Origin of the sequence: Methylobacterium sp. AMS5, assembly GCF_001542815.1 — a bacterium.
In the GTDB taxonomy this organism is placed as follows: domain Bacteria; phylum Pseudomonadota; class Alphaproteobacteria; order Rhizobiales; family Beijerinckiaceae; genus Methylobacterium.
Genome location: NZ_CP006992.1, coordinates 4995438 through 5011511, shown reverse-complemented (window position 1 = coordinate 5011511; position 16074 = coordinate 4995438). Strand labels below are relative to the sequence as shown.

Below are 16074 nucleotides of genomic sequence, written 5' to 3'. Positions count from 1 at the left end.
TCAGGGTCCCGCGAGGATGCTGTCGGGCCCGTTCTCACGGGCCGGGCCGAGGATACGCGCCGAGGCGCCCGCACCATACTTCGCATCGAACTGGCTGCGGAGGTTCGGGTCGGAGCGCAGCGCCCGGACGGCCGCCATGGGGATGGAGGCCGGGCCGGCGGGCGCCGCGGCTTTCGGCGAAGCGGTTGCGGCACCACCCTCGCGAGCGCCGGGCGCATCCGAGCCGCCGCGCTGACCGCCCCGATAGTCCCGGAACCGCGCGTAGGGGCTCGGCAGCGCCTTGAGAGCCTGATCCGCCTCTGACTGGCTGATCTCGCCGCGCAGCGCCTTGCCGGCGATGTCACCGGCCTGCGCCTGATAGTCGGCCAGTCCGCGGAAGGTATCGACGATGATCGCGTTGCCGCCGGGGCTCTTGAGCAGCGAGGGAAGGCTGTTCTTGAACGCGCGACCCTCGGCGTCGGAGGTGGCGCCGGAGCCCGGAACCCGCATCCGTGGCGTCAGCTTGTCGGCGAGCGCCGTGAAGGCTTCCATCTCGCCCATCTTGCCCTCTGTGAGGCTGTTGGCGATGGAGTCGAGCCCGGCCGCCTGCGCGTACTGCGCGAGGCCGAGGCGGGCGCCAGCCAGCTTGCCCGTGCTGATCCGCTCGCCGAGGCTGGCCATCGTGTCGATGTCCGCGCGCAGTGGGACCGCGTTGTCCGCGGCCTCCACCATCTCCGAATAGCGCTTGGCCTGAAGCTCGTTCGCCTTCTCGGAGAACTTGCCCGCACCCTTCGTATCGACATTGACCTGTGTGCGGCCGCCACCGATGCCGAACGGCTTGCCGTCCGGGCCCATGGCCGCGCCTGTCCCCTCGGGAATGCCGTAGGCTTGGCGCTCCTCGGCCGAGAGCGGACGCGGCTGCTGGCCGGCGATGATGACGCGGGATTGCGTCGGATCGGTCGAGTGCAGCGCCACCATGCCGACACCGGGCATCGCCTGATAGGTGAACTTCGAACTGTCCTTGTCCGGAGCCGTGAACAAGACATCGCCCGTCGCCGTATCGACGAGGCTGTTGCCGACGGTCGCGGTGTTCCGCTTGGCCTGCCCGATGGGGAGGATTCGGCCGTCTCGTGTGTTCAACCAGGAACTCTGCCCGTTGATCTCCTTGATGTCCCAGCCGTTGTCCTGACCCTTGAGCAGTTGCCCGAAGATCTGCCCGGCCATCGCGCGGGTGTTCGGGTTGCGCCACGCCGCGTTGAGCGCTGTCTGAAGCTCCGGCGTCATGCGGGTGGCCGTGCCGCCGGGGAAGCCGCCGAAAGCCTGAGACGGCGCGGCCGGCGCGCCGCCCTGCGGAACGACGAAGCCGGCCGGCTGCGCGCCGACTGCGGGCAGGTTGGCGGCGTCGGGCTCAGCCGAGGCGACCTGGCGCGGCGCCGACGGAACCATGCCCATCTCGCGCTCCATCGCCTGCACGTCGGCCTCGTTCTCCGCGACCGCGACGGACGAGCGCTGCGGCGAGGTTGGCCCTGCCGTCGGTGCCCCGCCGAGGCGAGCAAGATACTGGCGCGTCGAGCCGAGCCGAGCCGCGAACTCGCCGCCGGGACGATTGAAGCCGGCGAACCGCCAAGCGTTCGCCATCAACTGGTTCGCCTCCTCCGGGCTCTTCGCGTTCTGGAGGGCGAGCGTCAGCTGCGGGTTCTCCGTCAGGGCGAAGGTCGCCCGCGCCGCAACGGGATCTTTCGCCCCGGCCGTCAGGCGACGCATGTTCGCGAACCGGTCGCCGCGCCACGACAGGATGCCGCCCGAGGTGCCGGGCTGGCCGCTCTCGCTCGGATCGGCCCAGGAGCCGGTGATGTTGCTGGGCTTGTAGCCGCTCTCCCGCCCGGCATACGCCGCCATCGCGGCGAGGCCGTAGGGGTTGGTCAGTCCGCCCGATTTCAGCGAGTCGACGAACGGGGTATAGATCTCGCCGCCGTTGCCCGGAACACGCATGGGAGCGCCGCCACCGCCCGCGAAGGACGGAAGGGCGGCAGGCGTGCTGGAAGGCGCGACAGGAGCCGTGGGCGCGGCCCTCGGCACACCGAGACCGCTCGCTGGCACCGCCGCCGCCCCGCCGCCCTTGTACGCGTTCATCAGGTTCGAGATCAGGGTCGGAGCCTCGTCCTCCTGCGCCTGCTTACGGGCGTCGGAATAGCCGCTGCCGAACGCATCGCCGAGGCCCGACACCATCTGGAAGACGGTCGCACCGTTCATCGCGTCACCCGAAGGTCGAGAAGGCGGAGGAGAGGTTCTTGCCGACGTTGCTCAGCGCGGCAGGGTTGCCCGACAGCGCACCGCCGCCCTTCGCGGGCAGGTTGGCGCCGCCCATCAGCGCGCCGAAGCGGTTCTCGGCCGCCTGCTGCCCGGCCATGAGTACCTGCTGTCCGACCGTGGACAGGCCCTTCGCCGTGTCGGTCTGGAAGCCGACGTTCCCGAGGCCGGTCTCCGCCCCGGCCTGCCCCGAGACCGCGCCGTAGCGCTTCGTATCGAGGTTCGCGAGGTTCGCGAGCCAGTTGTTCCAGTCCTGCGCGGCGAGGCCGGAGGCGAACTTCATCGCGTCCGTATCCATGTTGCCCGAAGCGACCGTACCGTTGACCGCGCGGGCGCGGCTCAAGGCCTGCATCCCCTGGTCCATGTTGAAGGTGTAGCCGGGCGACGCGGTAAAGGCCGAGCGCGCCGCAGTGGCGGCGTCGGTCCCGTTGGCGCCGGTGGCGTCCTGATAAAGCTTGGACCCGCCCGCGTAATCACCTGCGAGGTTCTCGAAGAGGCCAGCGGCCTTGCCGTACTGGTCCTTGGCGAAGCCGAGCCCCTGGTCGAGGGCGTCCTTCGCCTCAGTCTCGCCCTGCTGAAGCTGCTGCGCGCCCCATATCGCGGCCTGACGCCCGGCCTTGCCAGAGAAGATGCTTGCCACGGTCAGGCCTCCAGGGCGGCGATGCGGGCTTCGAGCGCCACCGCGTAGGCGAGCAGCCCGGCGATGAACTTGAACCACTCGGCGGAGATCGCGCCGTTCGGGCCGACGGAGACCGGCGCCTGCGCAGAGAGAAGGCCGGGAGGCTTGATGCTTTTGGGATCGGTGCTCATTCGGTGCGGGCCTCGACTGCCATCGCGCCCCCGAGCAGGGCGCAGTAAACCGGATCTGAGACGTCGACGCGCCAGATCCGGCCCTGCGGCCCTGTCATGCCGGTGCGCAGGAGATTGATGCGGGTGCGGCTCTCGCCCTGGCGTCCGAGCGGACGGGAGAGCGGGTTGCTCCAGGTGCGGCCGCCATCGTCGGACCACGAGATCAGCACGCGAGGATCGGAGATCGTCGGGTCGGCGGAGAGACCGCCCACGCCGAGCGCGAAGTCGAAATCCGCCCGCGGGATCGCGAGGCGCGCCGGGAAGCCCTGTGCCGGCAAGCTCTCGGCACGGAAGCGCAGCGGGTCGCCGTCCTCGCCGAACGCGCTCTCGGTCACCTCGAGCAGGCCGGTGCCGGCCGTGTCGCCGTAGAGCCAGCGCCCGAAGGCCTTCACGCTCTGCGAGGCCCGCCAGCGGCTCGCCTGATGGCTCGCGGTATGCCGCCAACAGCCGCGACGATCGCCAGAAGCAGGTTCGCGATTGGGTCGTCCGCTGCTGGGGCGAGGGCGCTGTCGGTGTGGTTGAGCGCGTCGAGCGGTTCTTCGAGGAGGCCGCCGAGCTGACGCAGGCCGAAGGGATCAGCCGAGCCCGGCTCTTCGAGATCATCGGGCACGTCTACGGCAAGGAGCCCGGCCAACCGCCCCAGGAGGTCGGCGGCATCGGCACGACCTTGCTCGCCTACTGCGCGGCAAAGGGCTTTTCGGTCGACGAGTGCGAGCGCCGAGAGCTGTCGCGGATCCTCGGCAAGTCCGTCGATCACTTCCGCGCCCGCCATGATGCCAAGGTCCGCAGCGGCCTCGCGCAACCCCTCGAAGCAGAGCCGACCCGATGAGTACGGAGCACGATCCCGTCCCCCTGCGCGAGCGCGTCCGCGACACCCGCAACAAGCGCACTTACGAGGTGCTGGCGCGCGATGCCTCGGTCCTGTCTGGCGGGCCTTTGGTCTCGGGCGCGAAGGTCATCCTTCTCCGCGACATGATCAACGCCCGAGGCGGCGTGACCACGGAGGAGGAGTTGAACGCATTCTTCGCCCCCGTGGACCCGTCCGAACCTGTCGGCCGGTCGAAGCTGCATCTCGTGAAGCCGGAGGATCGCTGAGCGGTGGCCTACGCTGAGACCACAAAGGTGCCGATCGCGCAGAGCCGGGCCGAGATCGAGAAGCTGCTGAAGGCGGCGAAGGCGACGCGCGTCATCACCATGGACGACTACCTCGAGGCGATCGTCATGTTCATGCTCGCCGGCCGGCTCATCAAGATCGTGGTGCCGATCGCTGGCAACGCGAACGACCAGGTGCGCTGGTCCCGCTGGCGCGCCCTGCTCCTCACCATCAAGGCGAAGCGCGAGGCGATCGAGAACGGCATCGAAACGGTCGAGCAGGCCTTCTTGAGCCACGTCGTGCTGCCCAACGGGCGCACCATGGGCCAGTGGGCCGAGCCGGCGCTACAGCTCGCTTACGACAAAGGTGAGATGCCGAGCGATCCGCTGCGACTGCCGGCCCCCTCCAAGGATAGAGGCTCACATGGCTGATTGGCCGACCCTCGCCGCTGAGATCTTCGCTCGCCGGGTCCATGCGGGCCAAGTCGACAAGGGCGGCGCGCCGTACACCGGGCATCTTGGCCGGGTTGCAGCCCGCGCCCGCGCGCACGCCGAGGCGATGGGGCTGCCGAGCCAGCACGCCGAATGGTGCGAGCAGGTCGGCTGGCTCCACGACACGATCGAGGACACCAGCACCACCGCCGACGACCTTCTCGATGCCGGCTTCGACCCGGCCGTCGTCCAGGCGGTCGGATTGCTCACCCGGCCCGCGGGCAAGCCGTACCTCGAATGCGTCGCCGGCATCATCGCCAGCGGCGACCGGCTCGCGATGATCGTCAAGCTGAGCGACAACGAGGACAACCTCGACCCAGCGCGGGCCCTGCCGACGGCGCCTCCAGAGCACGGGCTGCGCTACCAGCGATCCGCGGAGATGCTGCGCGCTGCGCTCGCTCTACCCCCTTCCACCACCGCACGAGGCCGAGATGCGTAGCGCCAGCGACAGGCGCCCATGGAAGAGCGGGCGGTTCGGCGAGACTGCCGGCCAACATCGCCCCTCGATGCCTGACCCGGACCCAGGCCGCGGAATACTGCGGCTGCGAGACGGTCGAGGCGTTCGACGGCTGGGTGCGCAAGGGGATCGTGCCGGGGCCGATCGCCGGCACGCATCGGTGGGACCGGCGCGCCATCGACCGCGCGCTTGATCGCCGCTCGGGCCTGATTTCTGATGCCACTACTTCGATCGACGAATGGCTGGCCGAAAATGCGAGTTAGGCTGCGGGGCATCAACACCGTCCGCGCGAAGCTCGCGGACGGGACGGAGAAGGTCTACCACTACCACCGCGCCACCGGCACGAAGCTCGTCGGCGAGCCCGGCACGCCCGAGTTCATCCGCTCGTTTCAGGACGCGGTCCGCAACACGGCCCTGGCGCGCAGCGAGGGCACCGTCGAGTGGCTGATCCGGCAGTACCGGGAATCGAGAGCCTGGACCGAACTTGCCGCAAAGACGCGGGAGAGCGCCGCCTATGATCTGAAGGCATGCGAGGAGCGATGGGGCTCGACGCTTCTGACCATCGTCGAGAACCCGCGCAGCCGGCCGGCTTTCCTGAAGTGGCACGACAATCTCGCCGAGAAGCACCCCAAGGCGGCCGACGCGAAGCTTGGACGGCTGGCGCGTGTGTTCGCATGGGGCGTTGATCGGGGGCACATCCGGCACAACCCGGTCGCGAGCTTCGAGCGCGCCTACCGCTCGAACCGCGCCGAAGTGATCTGGATGCCGGAGCATGTCGCCGCGTTCGAGGCGGTCGCCTCACCCGAGATCCGGCTGGCGATGATGCTGGCCCTCCACACCGGCCAGCGACAGGTCGATCTTCTGACGCTGCCGTGGTCGGCTTGGGATGGCACGGCGGTGACCGTGCGCAGCCAGAGCAAAAGCCGTCGGCTGGTCTACGTGCCGGCGACGCGCGCCTTGAAGGCGGCACTCGACGCGGCGCCGCGCCGTGCCACCACGATCCTAGTCGCGCCCCGCGGCACCGCTTGGCGCAAGCGTTATTTCCATGAGTTGTGGAGCGAGGCGTTCGCGGCGGCGAAGAATCGCTGACGATCTCCACTTCCACGACCTGCGCGGGACAGCGGTGACGGTGCTGGCGGAGGCGGGCTGCACGGTGCCGGAGATCGCGACCATCACGGGCCACTCGCAGGCGCACGCCCAGAAGATTTTGGACCGCTATCTTGCCCGAACTCGGACGCTGGCCGAGTCGGCAATCGCGAAGCTCGACGAACACCGCCGGAACAGGAACTTGCAAAACGCCGGAGGGGCGAACGGCTGAGCCGGCCCTAAGTCGTTGGTAAGTAATGGTCGGAGTGGCCGGACTTGAACCGACGACCCCCTGTCCCCCAGACAGGTGCGCTACCGGGCTGCGCTACACTCCGATGCCCTTACGGCCCGCGGCTCATAGCGGTCCGTTTCGGACAGCGCAAGCCCTTCCGCGGACGCTGAACCGCGAGGCGCGCTCCCCCACCCCGCGGAGGCGACCTGTGCACGAGCGCGCGCCGACCCTCGAAACTTAATTCAGCGCATTGCTTGGCCGCACGGTGTCGCGCAGGACGGCGGACGGGGAGGGGGCGCCGGCCCCTTGTGTCGTGATTCCGCGCAGGCAACAGCAAGACAACTTCAACGAAATTTATGAGCGCTCTTCTCAAAGACGTACCAACGACTTATCGTGATGAGAGTGCGATGATTTTGCCGGGCCATGTCTAGAAAATCACTTGACCTGACGTTGGAGATTCTGAAGTCGCTCGATCGAGCGCATTCGCGTGAGGATATCCTGCGGGCCATCATGCCGCGGCTCAACGCGCTGGGCATCGAATACGTCATCTCGGCCATGATTCCGCTGAAACGCCTGCCTGCGCGAACACAGAAGAATTATGTTATTTTAGAGAATACTTCCGACGAGTGGAACCGGCTCTACTTCTCGAAAGGCTATATGTATACTGACCCGATCGTGCAGGCGACTCTGTCCAGCACGACGGGCTTCCGCTGGTCGGAGATCGAACCGGCCGCCGTGCTCGACCCCCGCTCGCGGCAGGTGATGAATGAGGCCGGCGAGTTCGGCCTCGGCGACGGCTTCACCGTGCCGCTCGCCACGCTGGAGGAGGAGCGCGGCGGCCTCACCTTCGCGGGCCGGCAGCTCGATATCAGCCCGGGACAGCGCGGGATGCTCACCCTGCTCGCCTCCTACGTGGTCGGGCAGACGCTGCTCATGGACAACGGCCCCAGCGAACGCAAAATGGGACTGACCCCGCGCGAGCGCGAGAGCCTGCAATGGGTCGCCGAGGGCAAGACCGATTGGGAGATCGGCGAGTTGATGGGCATCTCGCGGCACGGCGTCGATTTCCACCTGCGCTCCGCCCGGGTGAAACTCGGCTGCGTCTCACGGACGCAAGCGGTGGCCGAGGGGTTCAGGCGCGGCCTGATCATCTGAGCGGACCAGACCGCCTCCCCGTCGAACCGCCTCCATCGGGTCGAAAGAGCCCCCTCCAAAGGGTGAGCCGTCGCGCGACCGAAGTACCGAGCCCGGCGTGCTTTCGAAAAAAGGCAATGCACGATTGCATGTCCGGTGCATCGCGCCCGGTCCGATATCCGGATCGCGGCACGGGGCGACGACGTCGGCCGGCGCGCGGACGCGATGGAGGATCGTGCGTCACCGATCATGACGACGGTGGGTGTGAGCCGTTTCGCCGCCGGCTGTCGGCACGTTCTGTATTGTTCCGGACATTCAATCCAAGATAGAGATATTGGCAGCGCGATTCGCGAGAGCGCCCGAGCAATCGCTCGCGGACGGACTTGATTCCCGAACGGCAAAACGCCGATCGAACGAAAACCTACGGGTTCTCGTAGTGCCGCGGCACGACTGAATTTGGGACGACCACTTCAGGTTTCTGAAGAGGTGTTCCGATGATCCATGTCGTGACCGCTGAAAACATGCAGGACTATGCTGGTGCGCTCGATCAGGCCTTCCGACTGAGACACCGTGTCTTCGTCGAAGAACTGGGCTGGTCCAACCTCGCCCGCCCGGACCGGCGCGAGATCGACGAGTTCGACGACGAGCACGCCATCCACCTCCTCGCCCTCGACGAAACCGATTCCGTCATCGGTTACTCGCGCCTGTTGCCGACGACCCGGCCCTACCTGCTGCCGATGGTGTTGCCGCAGCTTTGCGAAGGGGCGGCACCGTCGGGCGCGCATATCGTTGAATGGGGCCGCATCTGCGTCGCGGAATGCGCGCGGACCTCGGGCCGGCGGCTCAACCCGACGGCCCTGGCCCTGATGACGGCCATCGTCGAATGGGGACTGCCGCGGGGGATCACCAGCTTCATCTCCGAAATGCCGACGAGCTGGATCCTGCGCCTCCTGCAACTGCACCTGCGCGCGATGCCCCTCGGCCTCCCTCACGAGATCGAGGGTGAGGAGATCGTCGCGGTCGAAGCGGCCTTCGACGGCCGCTCGCTGCGCCAGCTCCAGATCAAGCGCGGCGACATCCGCTCGGTGCTGGCCCCGCCGCGGGCCAGCCTCGCCCGGCTCGCCTCCTGACGGACGCGGCGACGGGTGCGCCGCATCCGTCGCCGGACATCGGCACCGCGATCCGGCCGCCACGGCAGGACGCAGACACCACAGGCCTGACGCATTGTGCGCGGGGAGTAGAACCGTGAAACGCAGACGCAGTGAAGCCCGCTACGCGACAGCTCCGGGGCTCGCCGGAACGATGACGACGCCTGGTATCGCCGGAACCTGGGAGTGGGATCCGGCGACCGGATGCTTCATCCTCGACGAGGGAGCCGCCGAGTTGATGGCGGGGGATGCCGGCCTCGCCGGGCACCCCTTGCGCAGCGAGCGGGCGACCGCCGGCCTCGATGCGTCGGCGGCTGCCCGCTTCCTCGGCGACGTCCGCCACGCCGCCGGGCAGGAGGACGACGTCGCGGTCGATCTCTGGGTAGCGTCACTCTCCGGACCCAAGCGCCGGCTTCTGTGCCGCGGCCGGATTCACCGGGACGCGCGGCAGCACCCCGTGCGCGGGGAGGGGAGGTTGATCGACACCGCCGATCCCGGCGTGCAGGCACGGACCCTGCACGAGCTGGAAAGCGCGGCCGCGGCCGATGCCGTCGACGAGGCTGCCGAACTCATCATCGCGGCGCGCCGTGCGATCGATGCCAGCGGCAAGCCCCGGCTGCGCCAGCTCGTCGATGTCCTCCTGCTCGAGATCGCCCGGGAGATCGCGAGCCGCAGCAGCGACGTGGATCGGCAACAGCATTAGTCCCGCGGCGAAAGGCCGGCGGCCAAAGACCTGTGGCCAAAGACTCGTGGCCAAAGACTCGTGGCCAAAGACTCGTGGCCAAAGACTCGTGGCGATGGCCCGGTAGCGGTCGCCAGGATCACGGAATCCGGTCTATGCAGCCGGGCATGCAAGCCTGCCTCGCCATCGACCTGACCCGCCTCATCACCCGGCTCCGTCATGCCAGCCCCACCGGCATCGACCGGGTCGATCTCGCCTATGCCCGGCACATCCTGTCCCGAGGCGCGGAGGGCACGCGCTTCGGGCTTGTCTCGACGGCGTTCGGCCCGCGCGTCCTCGACCGCGAGACTGCGCGCGGCATCGTCGAGGCGGTCGCCGCGGGCTGGGTCGAGGACGTCGCCGCCGAGGCCGATCCGGTGTTTCAGGCGCTCGCGGCCTCGCTTGCCGACGACGCCCGCCCGTTGCCGACGGCCGCGAAGCGCCGGGCGGAGGGAGGGCTCGATCGACGTCGCCTTCAGGCCGAAACCGGTTTGCGGGTGCTGCGCTCGGGCGGCATCGAGCGCCTTCCCGAGGGAACGATCTATCTGCACACCTCGCACCTGCGGCTCGACCGGCCCGAACGCTTCGATTGGCTCTACACGCGGCGCGACGTGCGGCCGGTTTTCTTCGTCCACGACCTGATCCCGATCTCGCACCCCGAATACGGCCGGCCGGGCGAGGCCGAGCGCCATGCGATCCGGATGGAGACCGTGGCACGCCACGCCGCGCACGTTCTCGTCAATTCGGGCGATGTCGGCGCCCGCTTCACGGATTACGCGCGGCAGCGGGGCCTGGGCCCGAAGCCGGTCACCGTCGTCCCCCTCGGCGTCGAGCCCGTCTTCTCGAGCGGTGCGGGCGAGGCGTGCCTGCCGGAGCTCGCGCGGCCGACCTTCCTCGTTTGCGGCACCATCGAGCCGCGCAAGAACCACCTGCTGCTGCTCAACCTCTGGCGCGATCTCGCCGGGCGCGACGGCGCCGAGACCGGTGCGGCGATCCCGCGGCTCGTCCTGATCGGCCGGCGCGGCTGGGAGATCGAGAACGTCGCCGACATGCTCGACCGCTGCGAGGCCATCCGCCCCCATGTGAGCGAGGTGGTCGGCCTGTCCACCCACGGCCTCGCGCGGTTGATGCGCGGCGCCACCGCCCTGCTGATGCCCTCCTTCATCGAAGGCTACGGCCTGCCGGTGGTTGAGGCCGCCGCCAGCGGCCTGCCGGTCGTCGCCTCCGACATCCCCGTCCACCGGGAGATCGGCGGCGGTTTCGCCCATCTCCTCGACCCGCTCGACGGCCCGGGCTGGACGGCGGCCGTGCGGGCCTTGAGCGAAGCCGGCTCCCGGTTGCGGACGGAGCTGGCGGGACGGCTCGCAACCTACGAACCGCCGAGCTGGGCCGCGCATTTCGAGCGGGTCGATGCCGCAATCGCCGACCTGCCCGCCGCTGTTGCGCCGCACGGGCGAGAGGACTTAAGAAATCCCAGCTCGATCTGATCCGCCCCCTTCCGCGGCGGCTCCCTCCCCTTAGAAAGTTCGGTTGCGATGAAGGTGGTCGACCTCGACCGCGAGACGGTCAAGCAGGGCTTGGCGGACGGCTCGCTGCTGCTCATCGATGTGCGCGAAGATCATGAATTCGCCCGCGGGCGCATTCCCGGTTCGATCTCGCATCCGCTCTCGAGCTTCGATCCCGAAGCGCTGAAGGGGCTGATCGTGGCGGACGGGCGTCGGCCGGTCTTCTCCTGCGCCTCGGGCGTGCGCTCGGTCCATGCGATCGCTGCCGCGCAGCAATCCGGCCTCGATGTGAGCGAACATTACGCGGGCGCCTTCAAGGATTGGTACGCCGCGGGAGAGCCGGTTGAATCGTAGATACGGCATGCCTGCATTGCAGGGCGCGGAACGGTCCCTTTCGCGACGGACCGTCATGTGCGGGAGCGCACCCCCTATTCGAGGGTGTGGGGACTAGGCCGCACCATGCAGGGAACCGAATGATGCGTAGCCTTAGGCCTTTTCTCCTCGCCGCACCGCTGATCGCCTCCGCGCTGCTGGCTGCCGGGCCGGCCGGCGCGCAGATGCCGGGCGCGCCCCCGCCCGGCGTGACCGTGGCGAAGCCGGTGGTGCGGGAGATCGTCGAGCAGGACCAGTATACCGGCCGGTTCGACCCGATCGAATTCGTCGAGGTCCGCGCCCGCGTGACCGGCTACCTCGACAAGATCATGTTCCAGGACGGTGCGAACGTGAAGAAGGGCGAGACGCTCTTCATCATCGACCGCCGCCCCTACAAGGCGGCTCTGGAACAGGCCCAGGCCGCGCTCACCTCGGCCAAGGCGCGGCTCTCCTTCACCCAGACGGATCTGGAGCGCGCCCAGGTGCTGTCGCGCGGCGGCAACATCTCCGAGCAGGTCACCGACCAGCGCCGCCAGGCCTCGCAGACCGCCCAGGCCGACGTGGACAGTGCCGAAGCGGCGCTTCGCAACGCGCAGCTCAACTACGACTTCACGGAAGTGAAATCGCCGATCAACGGGCGGATCAGCCAGCGTCTCGTCACCGAGGGCAACATCGTCAGCACCGACCAGACGATCCTGGCCCGGATCGTCTCGCTCGATCCGGTCTATTTCGGCTTCACCGTCGATGAGCGCTCGTTCCTGAAGTACCAGGGCTCGCTCGGCATCGGCATGGGCCAGATGCAGCGCGGCAAGGGCGCCCCGGTTCTGATCGCCCTGTCCGGCGAGGCGAAGCCGACCCGCAAGGGCACGCTCGACTTCGTCGACAACCGCGTCGACAACCAGACCGGCACGATGCTGCTGCGCGCCACCGTCGAGAACTCGGACAACTTCATCAAGCCGGGCCTGTTCGGCATCGTCTCGATGCCGGCGACCAAGCCCTACCAGGGCGTCCTGCTGCCCGACGAGGCGGTCTCGGCCAACCAGGACAAGCGCATCGTCTACGTGCTCGGCGAGGGCGACAAGGTGGCGGCCAAGACGGTGAAGCTCGGGCCGATCGTCGACGGCTACCGCGTGATCCGCGAGGGCGTGAAGGGTGACGAACTCGTGGTGATCAACGGCGTCGCCAAGGTGCGCCCGGGCGCCCAGGTGAAGGCCGAGAAGACCGAGCTGCCGCCGACCAAGAACTGACGCCGCTCCGACCGCGGTGGCGGGCGCGGAGCGGACCAAGAGATTCGAGCACCGGCGCCTCCGGACCAACCGGGCGCCGGCCTGAACGCAAACGGCAAGCTGCGAGGGGTGGCGCGAGCGCGCCCGTCCCGGCGGCGAGAGGTTTGAACGATGCGTTTCGCCCACTTCTTCGTCGACAGGCCGATCTTCGCCTCCGTGACGTCGATCGTCTTCCTGCTCGTCGGCTACGTCGCCTACCTGTCGCTGCCGGTGGCGCAGTATCCCGAGATCGTCCCGCCGACGGTGACGGTGCGCGCCTCCTTCCCCGGCGCCAACGCCGAGACGGTCGCGGCCACGATCGCCACGCCGCTCGAGCAGGAGATCAACGGCGTCGACAACATGCTCTACATGACGTCGTTGTCGACCAACGACGGCGCCATGCAGCTGACCGTGACCTTCAAGGTCGGCACCAACCTCGATATCGCCAACGTTCTGGTCCAGAACCGCATCTCGGTGGCGCAGCCGCGCCTGCCGCCGGACGTGCGCAACCTCGGCGTCACCGTCCGCAAGGCCTCGCCCGACCTGATGCTGGTCGTGCACCTGCTCTCGCCGAACCGCACCTACGACCAGAACTATCTGGCCAACTACATCTACCTCAACATCCGCGACGAGATGCTGCGCCTCAACGGCGTCGGCGACATCACGGTCTTCGGCGGCAACGAGTACGCCGAGCGGGTCTGGATCGACCCGCAGAAGATGGCCGCCTACGGCCTGACCACCACCGACATCATCTCCGCGCTGCAGGAGCAGAACGTCCAGGTCGCCGCCGGCCAGCTCAACGGGCCGCCCGCCGCGCCGGGTGCCGCCTTCCAGCTCGTGGTGCAGTCGCAGGGGCGCTTCCAGTCGCCCGAGGAGTTCGCCGACGTCATCGTCAAGGCGAGCGAGGGGCGCCTCGTGCGCGTGCGCGACATCGCTCGCGTCGAGATGGGCCAGAAGGACTACACGACGAACTCCTTCCTCAACGACACCCCCGCGATCGGCATCGGCGCCTTCCAGCGGCCGGGCACCAACGCGCTCGAGGCCGCGGAATCGGTCAAGGCGACGATGGAGGAGTTGAAGAAGCGCTTCCCGCCGGACGTCGAGTACCGCATCGCCTACAACCCGACGGAGTTCATCGAGGAATCGATCCACGAGGTCTACAAGACCCTGTTCGAGGCGGTCCTCCTCGTCGTCATCGTGGTGCTGGTGTTCCTCCAGAGCTGGCGCACGGCGCTGATCCCGGTGATCGCGATCCCCGTGTCGCTGGTCGGCACCTTCGCGGTCATGGCCGCGCTCGGCTTCTCGCTCAACAACCTGACCCTGTTCGGGCTGGTGCTCGCCATCGGCATCGTGGTCGACGACGCCATCGTCGTGGTGGAGAACGTCGAGCGTAACATGGCCGACGGGCTCTCTCCCGGCGAGGCCGCCCACAAGACCATGGACGAGGTGGGCGGCGCGGTCATCGCCATCGCCCTGGTGCTCTCGGCGGTGTTCATCCCGACCGCCTTCATCCCCGGCATCTCGGGCCAGTTTTACAAGCAGTTCGCGCTCACCATCGCGGCCTCGACCATCATCTCGGCCTTCAACTCGCTGACGCTGTCGCCGGCGCTCTGCAAGATCCTCTTGAAGCCGCACCACGAGCACAAGCCGCCGAAGTTCTTCCTCACGCGCTTCGTCAACTGGCTGGCGAGCCTGTTCAACCGCGCCTTCGACTGGCTCTCGAACGCCTACGGCCACACCATCCGCTTCCTGACCGGGACGGCGATCGGCCTGATCGCGATGCTGATCCTCTACGCGGGCGTGATCGCCGGCACGCTGCACCTCGCCCGGACGACGCCCACGGGCTTCATCCCGGACCAGGACCAGGGCTACCTCATCGGTGTCGTGCAGCTGCCGTCGGGCGCCTCGCTCGACCGGACCACGGAGGTCGTGAACAAGGCCGCCGCCATCGCCCGCAAGATCGACGGCATCACCAACACCGTCATCATCGCGGGCTTCGACGGCGCCACCTTCACCAACACCACCAACGCGGCGGTGATGTTCCTCACCCTCAAGGGCGCCAAGGAGCGGGCCGCGCAGGGCCGCAGCGCGGCGGTGATCACCGGCGACGTGATGAAGGCGACCGCGGGCATCCAGGAGGCGCGGGTCATCGTCATCCCGCCCCCGCCGGTGCGCGGCCTCGGCCAGGGCGGCGGCTTCAAGATGCAGATCGAGAGCCGCCAATCCTCGGAGACCGGCCCGCTGCTCGCGGCGGCCGGCGAGGTGATGGGACAGGCCAACCAGAGCAAGGACGTGACGCGGGTCTTCACGACCTTCGGCAACGACACGCCGCAGCTCTACCTCGACATCGACCGCACCATCGCGCGCATGCTCAACGTGCCGCTGCCCAACGTCTTCGCGACGGTCCAGGCGGCGCTCGGCGGCGCCTACGTCAACGACTTCAACACGCTGGGCCGCATCTATCAGGTGCGTGTGCAGGGCGACGCGCCCTTCCGCATGTCGCAGCGCGACATCGAACAGCTGAAGGTCCGTTCCTCCACCGGCGCCCTGGTGCCGATGGGCACGCTCGCCACGATCCGGGAGATCACCGGCCCGCAGATCGTGCAGCGGTTCAACCTGTTCTACTCGGTGCCGCTGCAGGGCGTGGCCCAGGCCGGCGTCTCGACCGGCCAGGCGCTCGACACCATGGAGGAGATCGCCAAGCGGGCCCTGCCCGAGGGGTACTCCTACGACTGGACCGAGATCGCCTACCAGCAGAAGGCGGCGGGCAACACCGCGATCTACGTCTTCGCGCTCGGCGTGCTGCTGGTCTTCCTCGTGCTCGCCGCGCAGTACGAATCCTGGGCGCTGCCGCTGGCGATCCTGCTGGTGGTGCCGACAGGCGTGCTCGCCGCCTTGTTCGGGGTGCAGTTGCGAGGGCAGGACAACAACATCCTGACCCAGATCGGACTGATCGTGCTCATCGGTCTGGCCGCCAAGAACGCGATCCTGATCGTGGAGTTCGCCCACGACATCGAGAACAGCGAGCGCAAGGGCCCGGTGGACGCCGCGGTCCAGGCCTGCCGCCTGCGCCTGCGCCCGATCCTGATGACGGCCTTTGCCTTCATCCTCGGCGTGCTGCCGCTGGTGATCGCCACGGGGCCCGGCGCCGAGATGCGCCAAGCCCTCGGGACGGCGGTGTTCTTCGGGATGATCGGCGCGACCTTCTTCGGCCTGTTCCTGACGCCGGTCTTCTACGTGGTGATCCGCAAGGCGGTGATCTGGGTCGGCAAGAAACGCGGCAAGGATCCGCATGGCGACGACGGGCATCGCGAGCCGCACGGCGCCCCGGCCCACGGCTGAGCCTGCCCGCATCGGCACCGAACTCTGCGAAGGCCCGCCGATCTCCGGATCGGCGGGCCTTCTCGCATTCGACGTCGCAGGCTCCGCCTC

At 68.4% G+C, this 16074-nt stretch carries 18 protein-coding genes and 1 tRNA gene; 14 read left to right on the top strand and 5 right to left on the bottom strand.

Annotated features, from left to right (window positions below):
* From Y590_RS27115 to Y590_RS22305, 4 genes are read right to left on the bottom strand one after another with little or no spacing between them, the layout of a single operon-like run.
* Complete coding sequence (locus Y590_RS27115; RefSeq protein WP_060771771.1) at positions 1 to 2232, bottom strand: hypothetical protein; 2232 nt, start codon at positions 2230 to 2232, stop codon at positions 1 to 3.
* 4 nt (positions 2233 to 2236) lie between these two features.
* Positions 2237 to 2929: a hypothetical protein gene (locus Y590_RS22310; RefSeq protein ID WP_060771770.1), complete on the bottom strand. Its 693-nt coding sequence runs from the start codon at positions 2927 to 2929 to the stop codon at positions 2237 to 2239.
* A gap of 2 nt (positions 2930 to 2931) precedes the next feature.
* Positions 2932 to 3099 carry a hypothetical protein gene (locus tag Y590_RS26850; protein ID WP_158509760.1) on the bottom strand — a complete coding sequence of 56 codons (168 nt, stop codon included), beginning with the start codon at positions 3097 to 3099 and terminating at the stop codon, positions 2932 to 2934.
* On the bottom strand, positions 3096 to 3530 hold the full coding sequence (locus Y590_RS22305; protein ID WP_060771769.1) for a hypothetical protein: 435 nt from the start codon (positions 3528 to 3530) through the stop codon (positions 3096 to 3098). Before Y590_RS22305 ends, Y590_RS26850 begins: the two co-directional genes overlap by 4 nt.
* A 122-nt stretch (positions 3531 to 3652) precedes the next feature.
* Between Y590_RS22305 and Y590_RS22300 the strand changes: the two genes are divergently transcribed.
* The 7 genes from Y590_RS22300 to Y590_RS27475 all read left to right on the top strand — a co-directional run bounded on the left by Y590_RS22300 (position 3653) and on the right by Y590_RS27475 (position 6497).
* Positions 3653 to 3967 carry a hypothetical protein gene (locus Y590_RS22300; protein WP_060771768.1) on the top strand — a complete coding sequence of 105 codons (315 nt, stop codon included), beginning with the start codon at positions 3653 to 3655 and terminating at the stop codon, positions 3965 to 3967.
* Positions 3964 to 4233, top strand: a complete 270-nt coding sequence (locus Y590_RS22295; protein WP_060771767.1) for a hypothetical protein — start codon at positions 3964 to 3966, stop codon at positions 4231 to 4233. The genes Y590_RS22300 and Y590_RS22295 overlap by 4 nt, the downstream gene beginning before the upstream one ends.
* A gap of 3 nt (positions 4234 to 4236) precedes the next feature.
* Positions 4237 to 4662, top strand: a complete 426-nt coding sequence (locus tag Y590_RS22290; protein WP_060771766.1) for a hypothetical protein — start codon at positions 4237 to 4239, stop codon at positions 4660 to 4662.
* Positions 4655 to 5161, top strand: coding sequence for a hypothetical protein (locus tag Y590_RS26880; RefSeq protein ID WP_060771765.1), 507 nt, complete (start codon positions 4655 to 4657; stop codon positions 5159 to 5161). The genes Y590_RS22290 and Y590_RS26880 overlap by 8 nt, the downstream gene beginning before the upstream one ends.
* 134 nt (positions 5162 to 5295) lie before the next feature.
* Positions 5296 to 5442 (top strand): hypothetical protein, encoded by a 147-nt coding sequence (locus tag Y590_RS27480; protein WP_245517461.1) that lies wholly within the window; start codon positions 5296 to 5298, stop codon positions 5440 to 5442.
* Positions 5432 to 6268: a site-specific integrase gene (locus Y590_RS22280; protein WP_245517462.1), complete on the top strand. Its 837-nt coding sequence runs from the start codon at positions 5432 to 5434 to the stop codon at positions 6266 to 6268. The genes Y590_RS27480 and Y590_RS22280 overlap by 11 nt, the downstream gene beginning before the upstream one ends.
* A 34-nt stretch (positions 6269 to 6302) precedes the next feature.
* Complete coding sequence (locus Y590_RS27475; protein ID WP_245517463.1) at positions 6303 to 6497, top strand: hypothetical protein; 195 nt, start codon at positions 6303 to 6305, stop codon at positions 6495 to 6497.
* 26 nt (positions 6498 to 6523) lie between these two features.
* On the opposite strand, the gene Y590_RS22275 is transcribed toward Y590_RS27475, so the two are convergent.
* Positions 6524 to 6600 (bottom strand) — tRNA-Pro (locus Y590_RS22275).
* A 320-nt stretch (positions 6601 to 6920) separates the two neighbouring features.
* Here Y590_RS22275 and Y590_RS22270 point away from each other — a divergent pair.
* From Y590_RS22270 to Y590_RS22240, 7 genes are all read left to right on the top strand, one after another.
* A complete protein-coding gene (locus tag Y590_RS22270; RefSeq protein WP_060771764.1) occupies positions 6921 to 7652 on the top strand; it encodes a LuxR family transcriptional regulator in 732 nt (243 codons plus the stop codon).
* 473 nt (positions 7653 to 8125) lie between these two features.
* A complete protein-coding gene (locus Y590_RS22265) occupies positions 8126 to 8761 on the top strand; it encodes an acyl-homoserine-lactone synthase (protein ID WP_060771763.1) in 636 nt (211 codons plus the stop codon).
* 115 nt (positions 8762 to 8876) lie between these two features.
* Positions 8877 to 9482 (top strand): hypothetical protein, encoded by a 606-nt coding sequence (locus tag Y590_RS22260; RefSeq protein WP_286161804.1) that lies wholly within the window; start codon positions 8877 to 8879, stop codon positions 9480 to 9482.
* Between the two features lie 134 nt (positions 9483 to 9616).
* On the top strand, positions 9617 to 10987 hold the full coding sequence (locus tag Y590_RS22255; RefSeq protein WP_060771761.1) for a glycosyltransferase family 4 protein: 1371 nt from the start codon (positions 9617 to 9619) through the stop codon (positions 10985 to 10987).
* A 48-nt stretch (positions 10988 to 11035) separates the two neighbouring features.
* Positions 11036 to 11359, top strand: coding sequence for a rhodanese-like domain-containing protein (locus tag Y590_RS22250; protein ID WP_060771760.1), 324 nt, complete (start codon positions 11036 to 11038; stop codon positions 11357 to 11359).
* Positions 11360 to 11478: 119 nt separating this feature from the next.
* On the top strand, positions 11479 to 12624 hold the full coding sequence (locus tag Y590_RS22245) for an efflux RND transporter periplasmic adaptor subunit (RefSeq protein ID WP_060771759.1): 1146 nt from the start codon (positions 11479 to 11481) through the stop codon (positions 12622 to 12624).
* Between the two features lie 150 nt (positions 12625 to 12774).
* On the top strand, positions 12775 to 15984 hold the full coding sequence (locus Y590_RS22240; protein WP_060771758.1) for an efflux RND transporter permease subunit: 3210 nt from the start codon (positions 12775 to 12777) through the stop codon (positions 15982 to 15984).
* Positions 15985 to 16074 lie beyond the last annotated feature (90 nt).

Excerpts from the sequence above, each read along its gene's own strand:
- Y590_RS22250 (WP_060771760.1), top strand. The coding sequence starts at position 11,036 with ATGAAGGTGGTCGACCTCGACCGCGAGACGGTCAAGCAGGGCTTGGCG.
- Y590_RS22270 (WP_060771764.1), top strand. The coding sequence starts at position 6,921 with ATGTCTAGAAAATCACTTGACCTGACGTTGGAGATTCTGAAGTCGCTC.
- Y590_RS22265 (WP_060771763.1), top strand. The coding sequence starts at position 8,126 with ATGATCCATGTCGTGACCGCTGAAAACATGCAGGACTATGCTGGTGCG.
- Y590_RS22295 (WP_060771767.1), top strand. The coding sequence starts at position 3,964 with ATGAGTACGGAGCACGATCCCGTCCCCCTGCGCGAGCGCGTCCGCGAC.
- Y590_RS22280 (WP_245517462.1), top strand. The coding sequence starts at position 5,432 with ATGCGAGTTAGGCTGCGGGGCATCAACACCGTCCGCGCGAAGCTCGCG.
- Y590_RS26880 (WP_060771765.1), top strand. The coding sequence starts at position 4,655 with ATGGCTGATTGGCCGACCCTCGCCGCTGAGATCTTCGCTCGCCGGGTC.
- Y590_RS27115 (WP_060771771.1), bottom strand. The coding sequence starts at position 2,232 with ATGAACGGTGCGACCGTCTTCCAGATGGTGTCGGGCCTCGGCGATGCG.
- Y590_RS22240 (WP_060771758.1), top strand. The coding sequence starts at position 12,775 with ATGCGTTTCGCCCACTTCTTCGTCGACAGGCCGATCTTCGCCTCCGTG.
- Y590_RS26850 (WP_158509760.1), bottom strand. The coding sequence starts at position 3,099 with ATGAGCACCGATCCCAAAAGCATCAAGCCTCCCGGCCTTCTCTCTGCG.
- Y590_RS22245 (WP_060771759.1), top strand. The coding sequence starts at position 11,479 with ATGATGCGTAGCCTTAGGCCTTTTCTCCTCGCCGCACCGCTGATCGCC.
- Y590_RS22255 (WP_060771761.1), top strand. The coding sequence starts at position 9,617 with ATGCAGCCGGGCATGCAAGCCTGCCTCGCCATCGACCTGACCCGCCTC.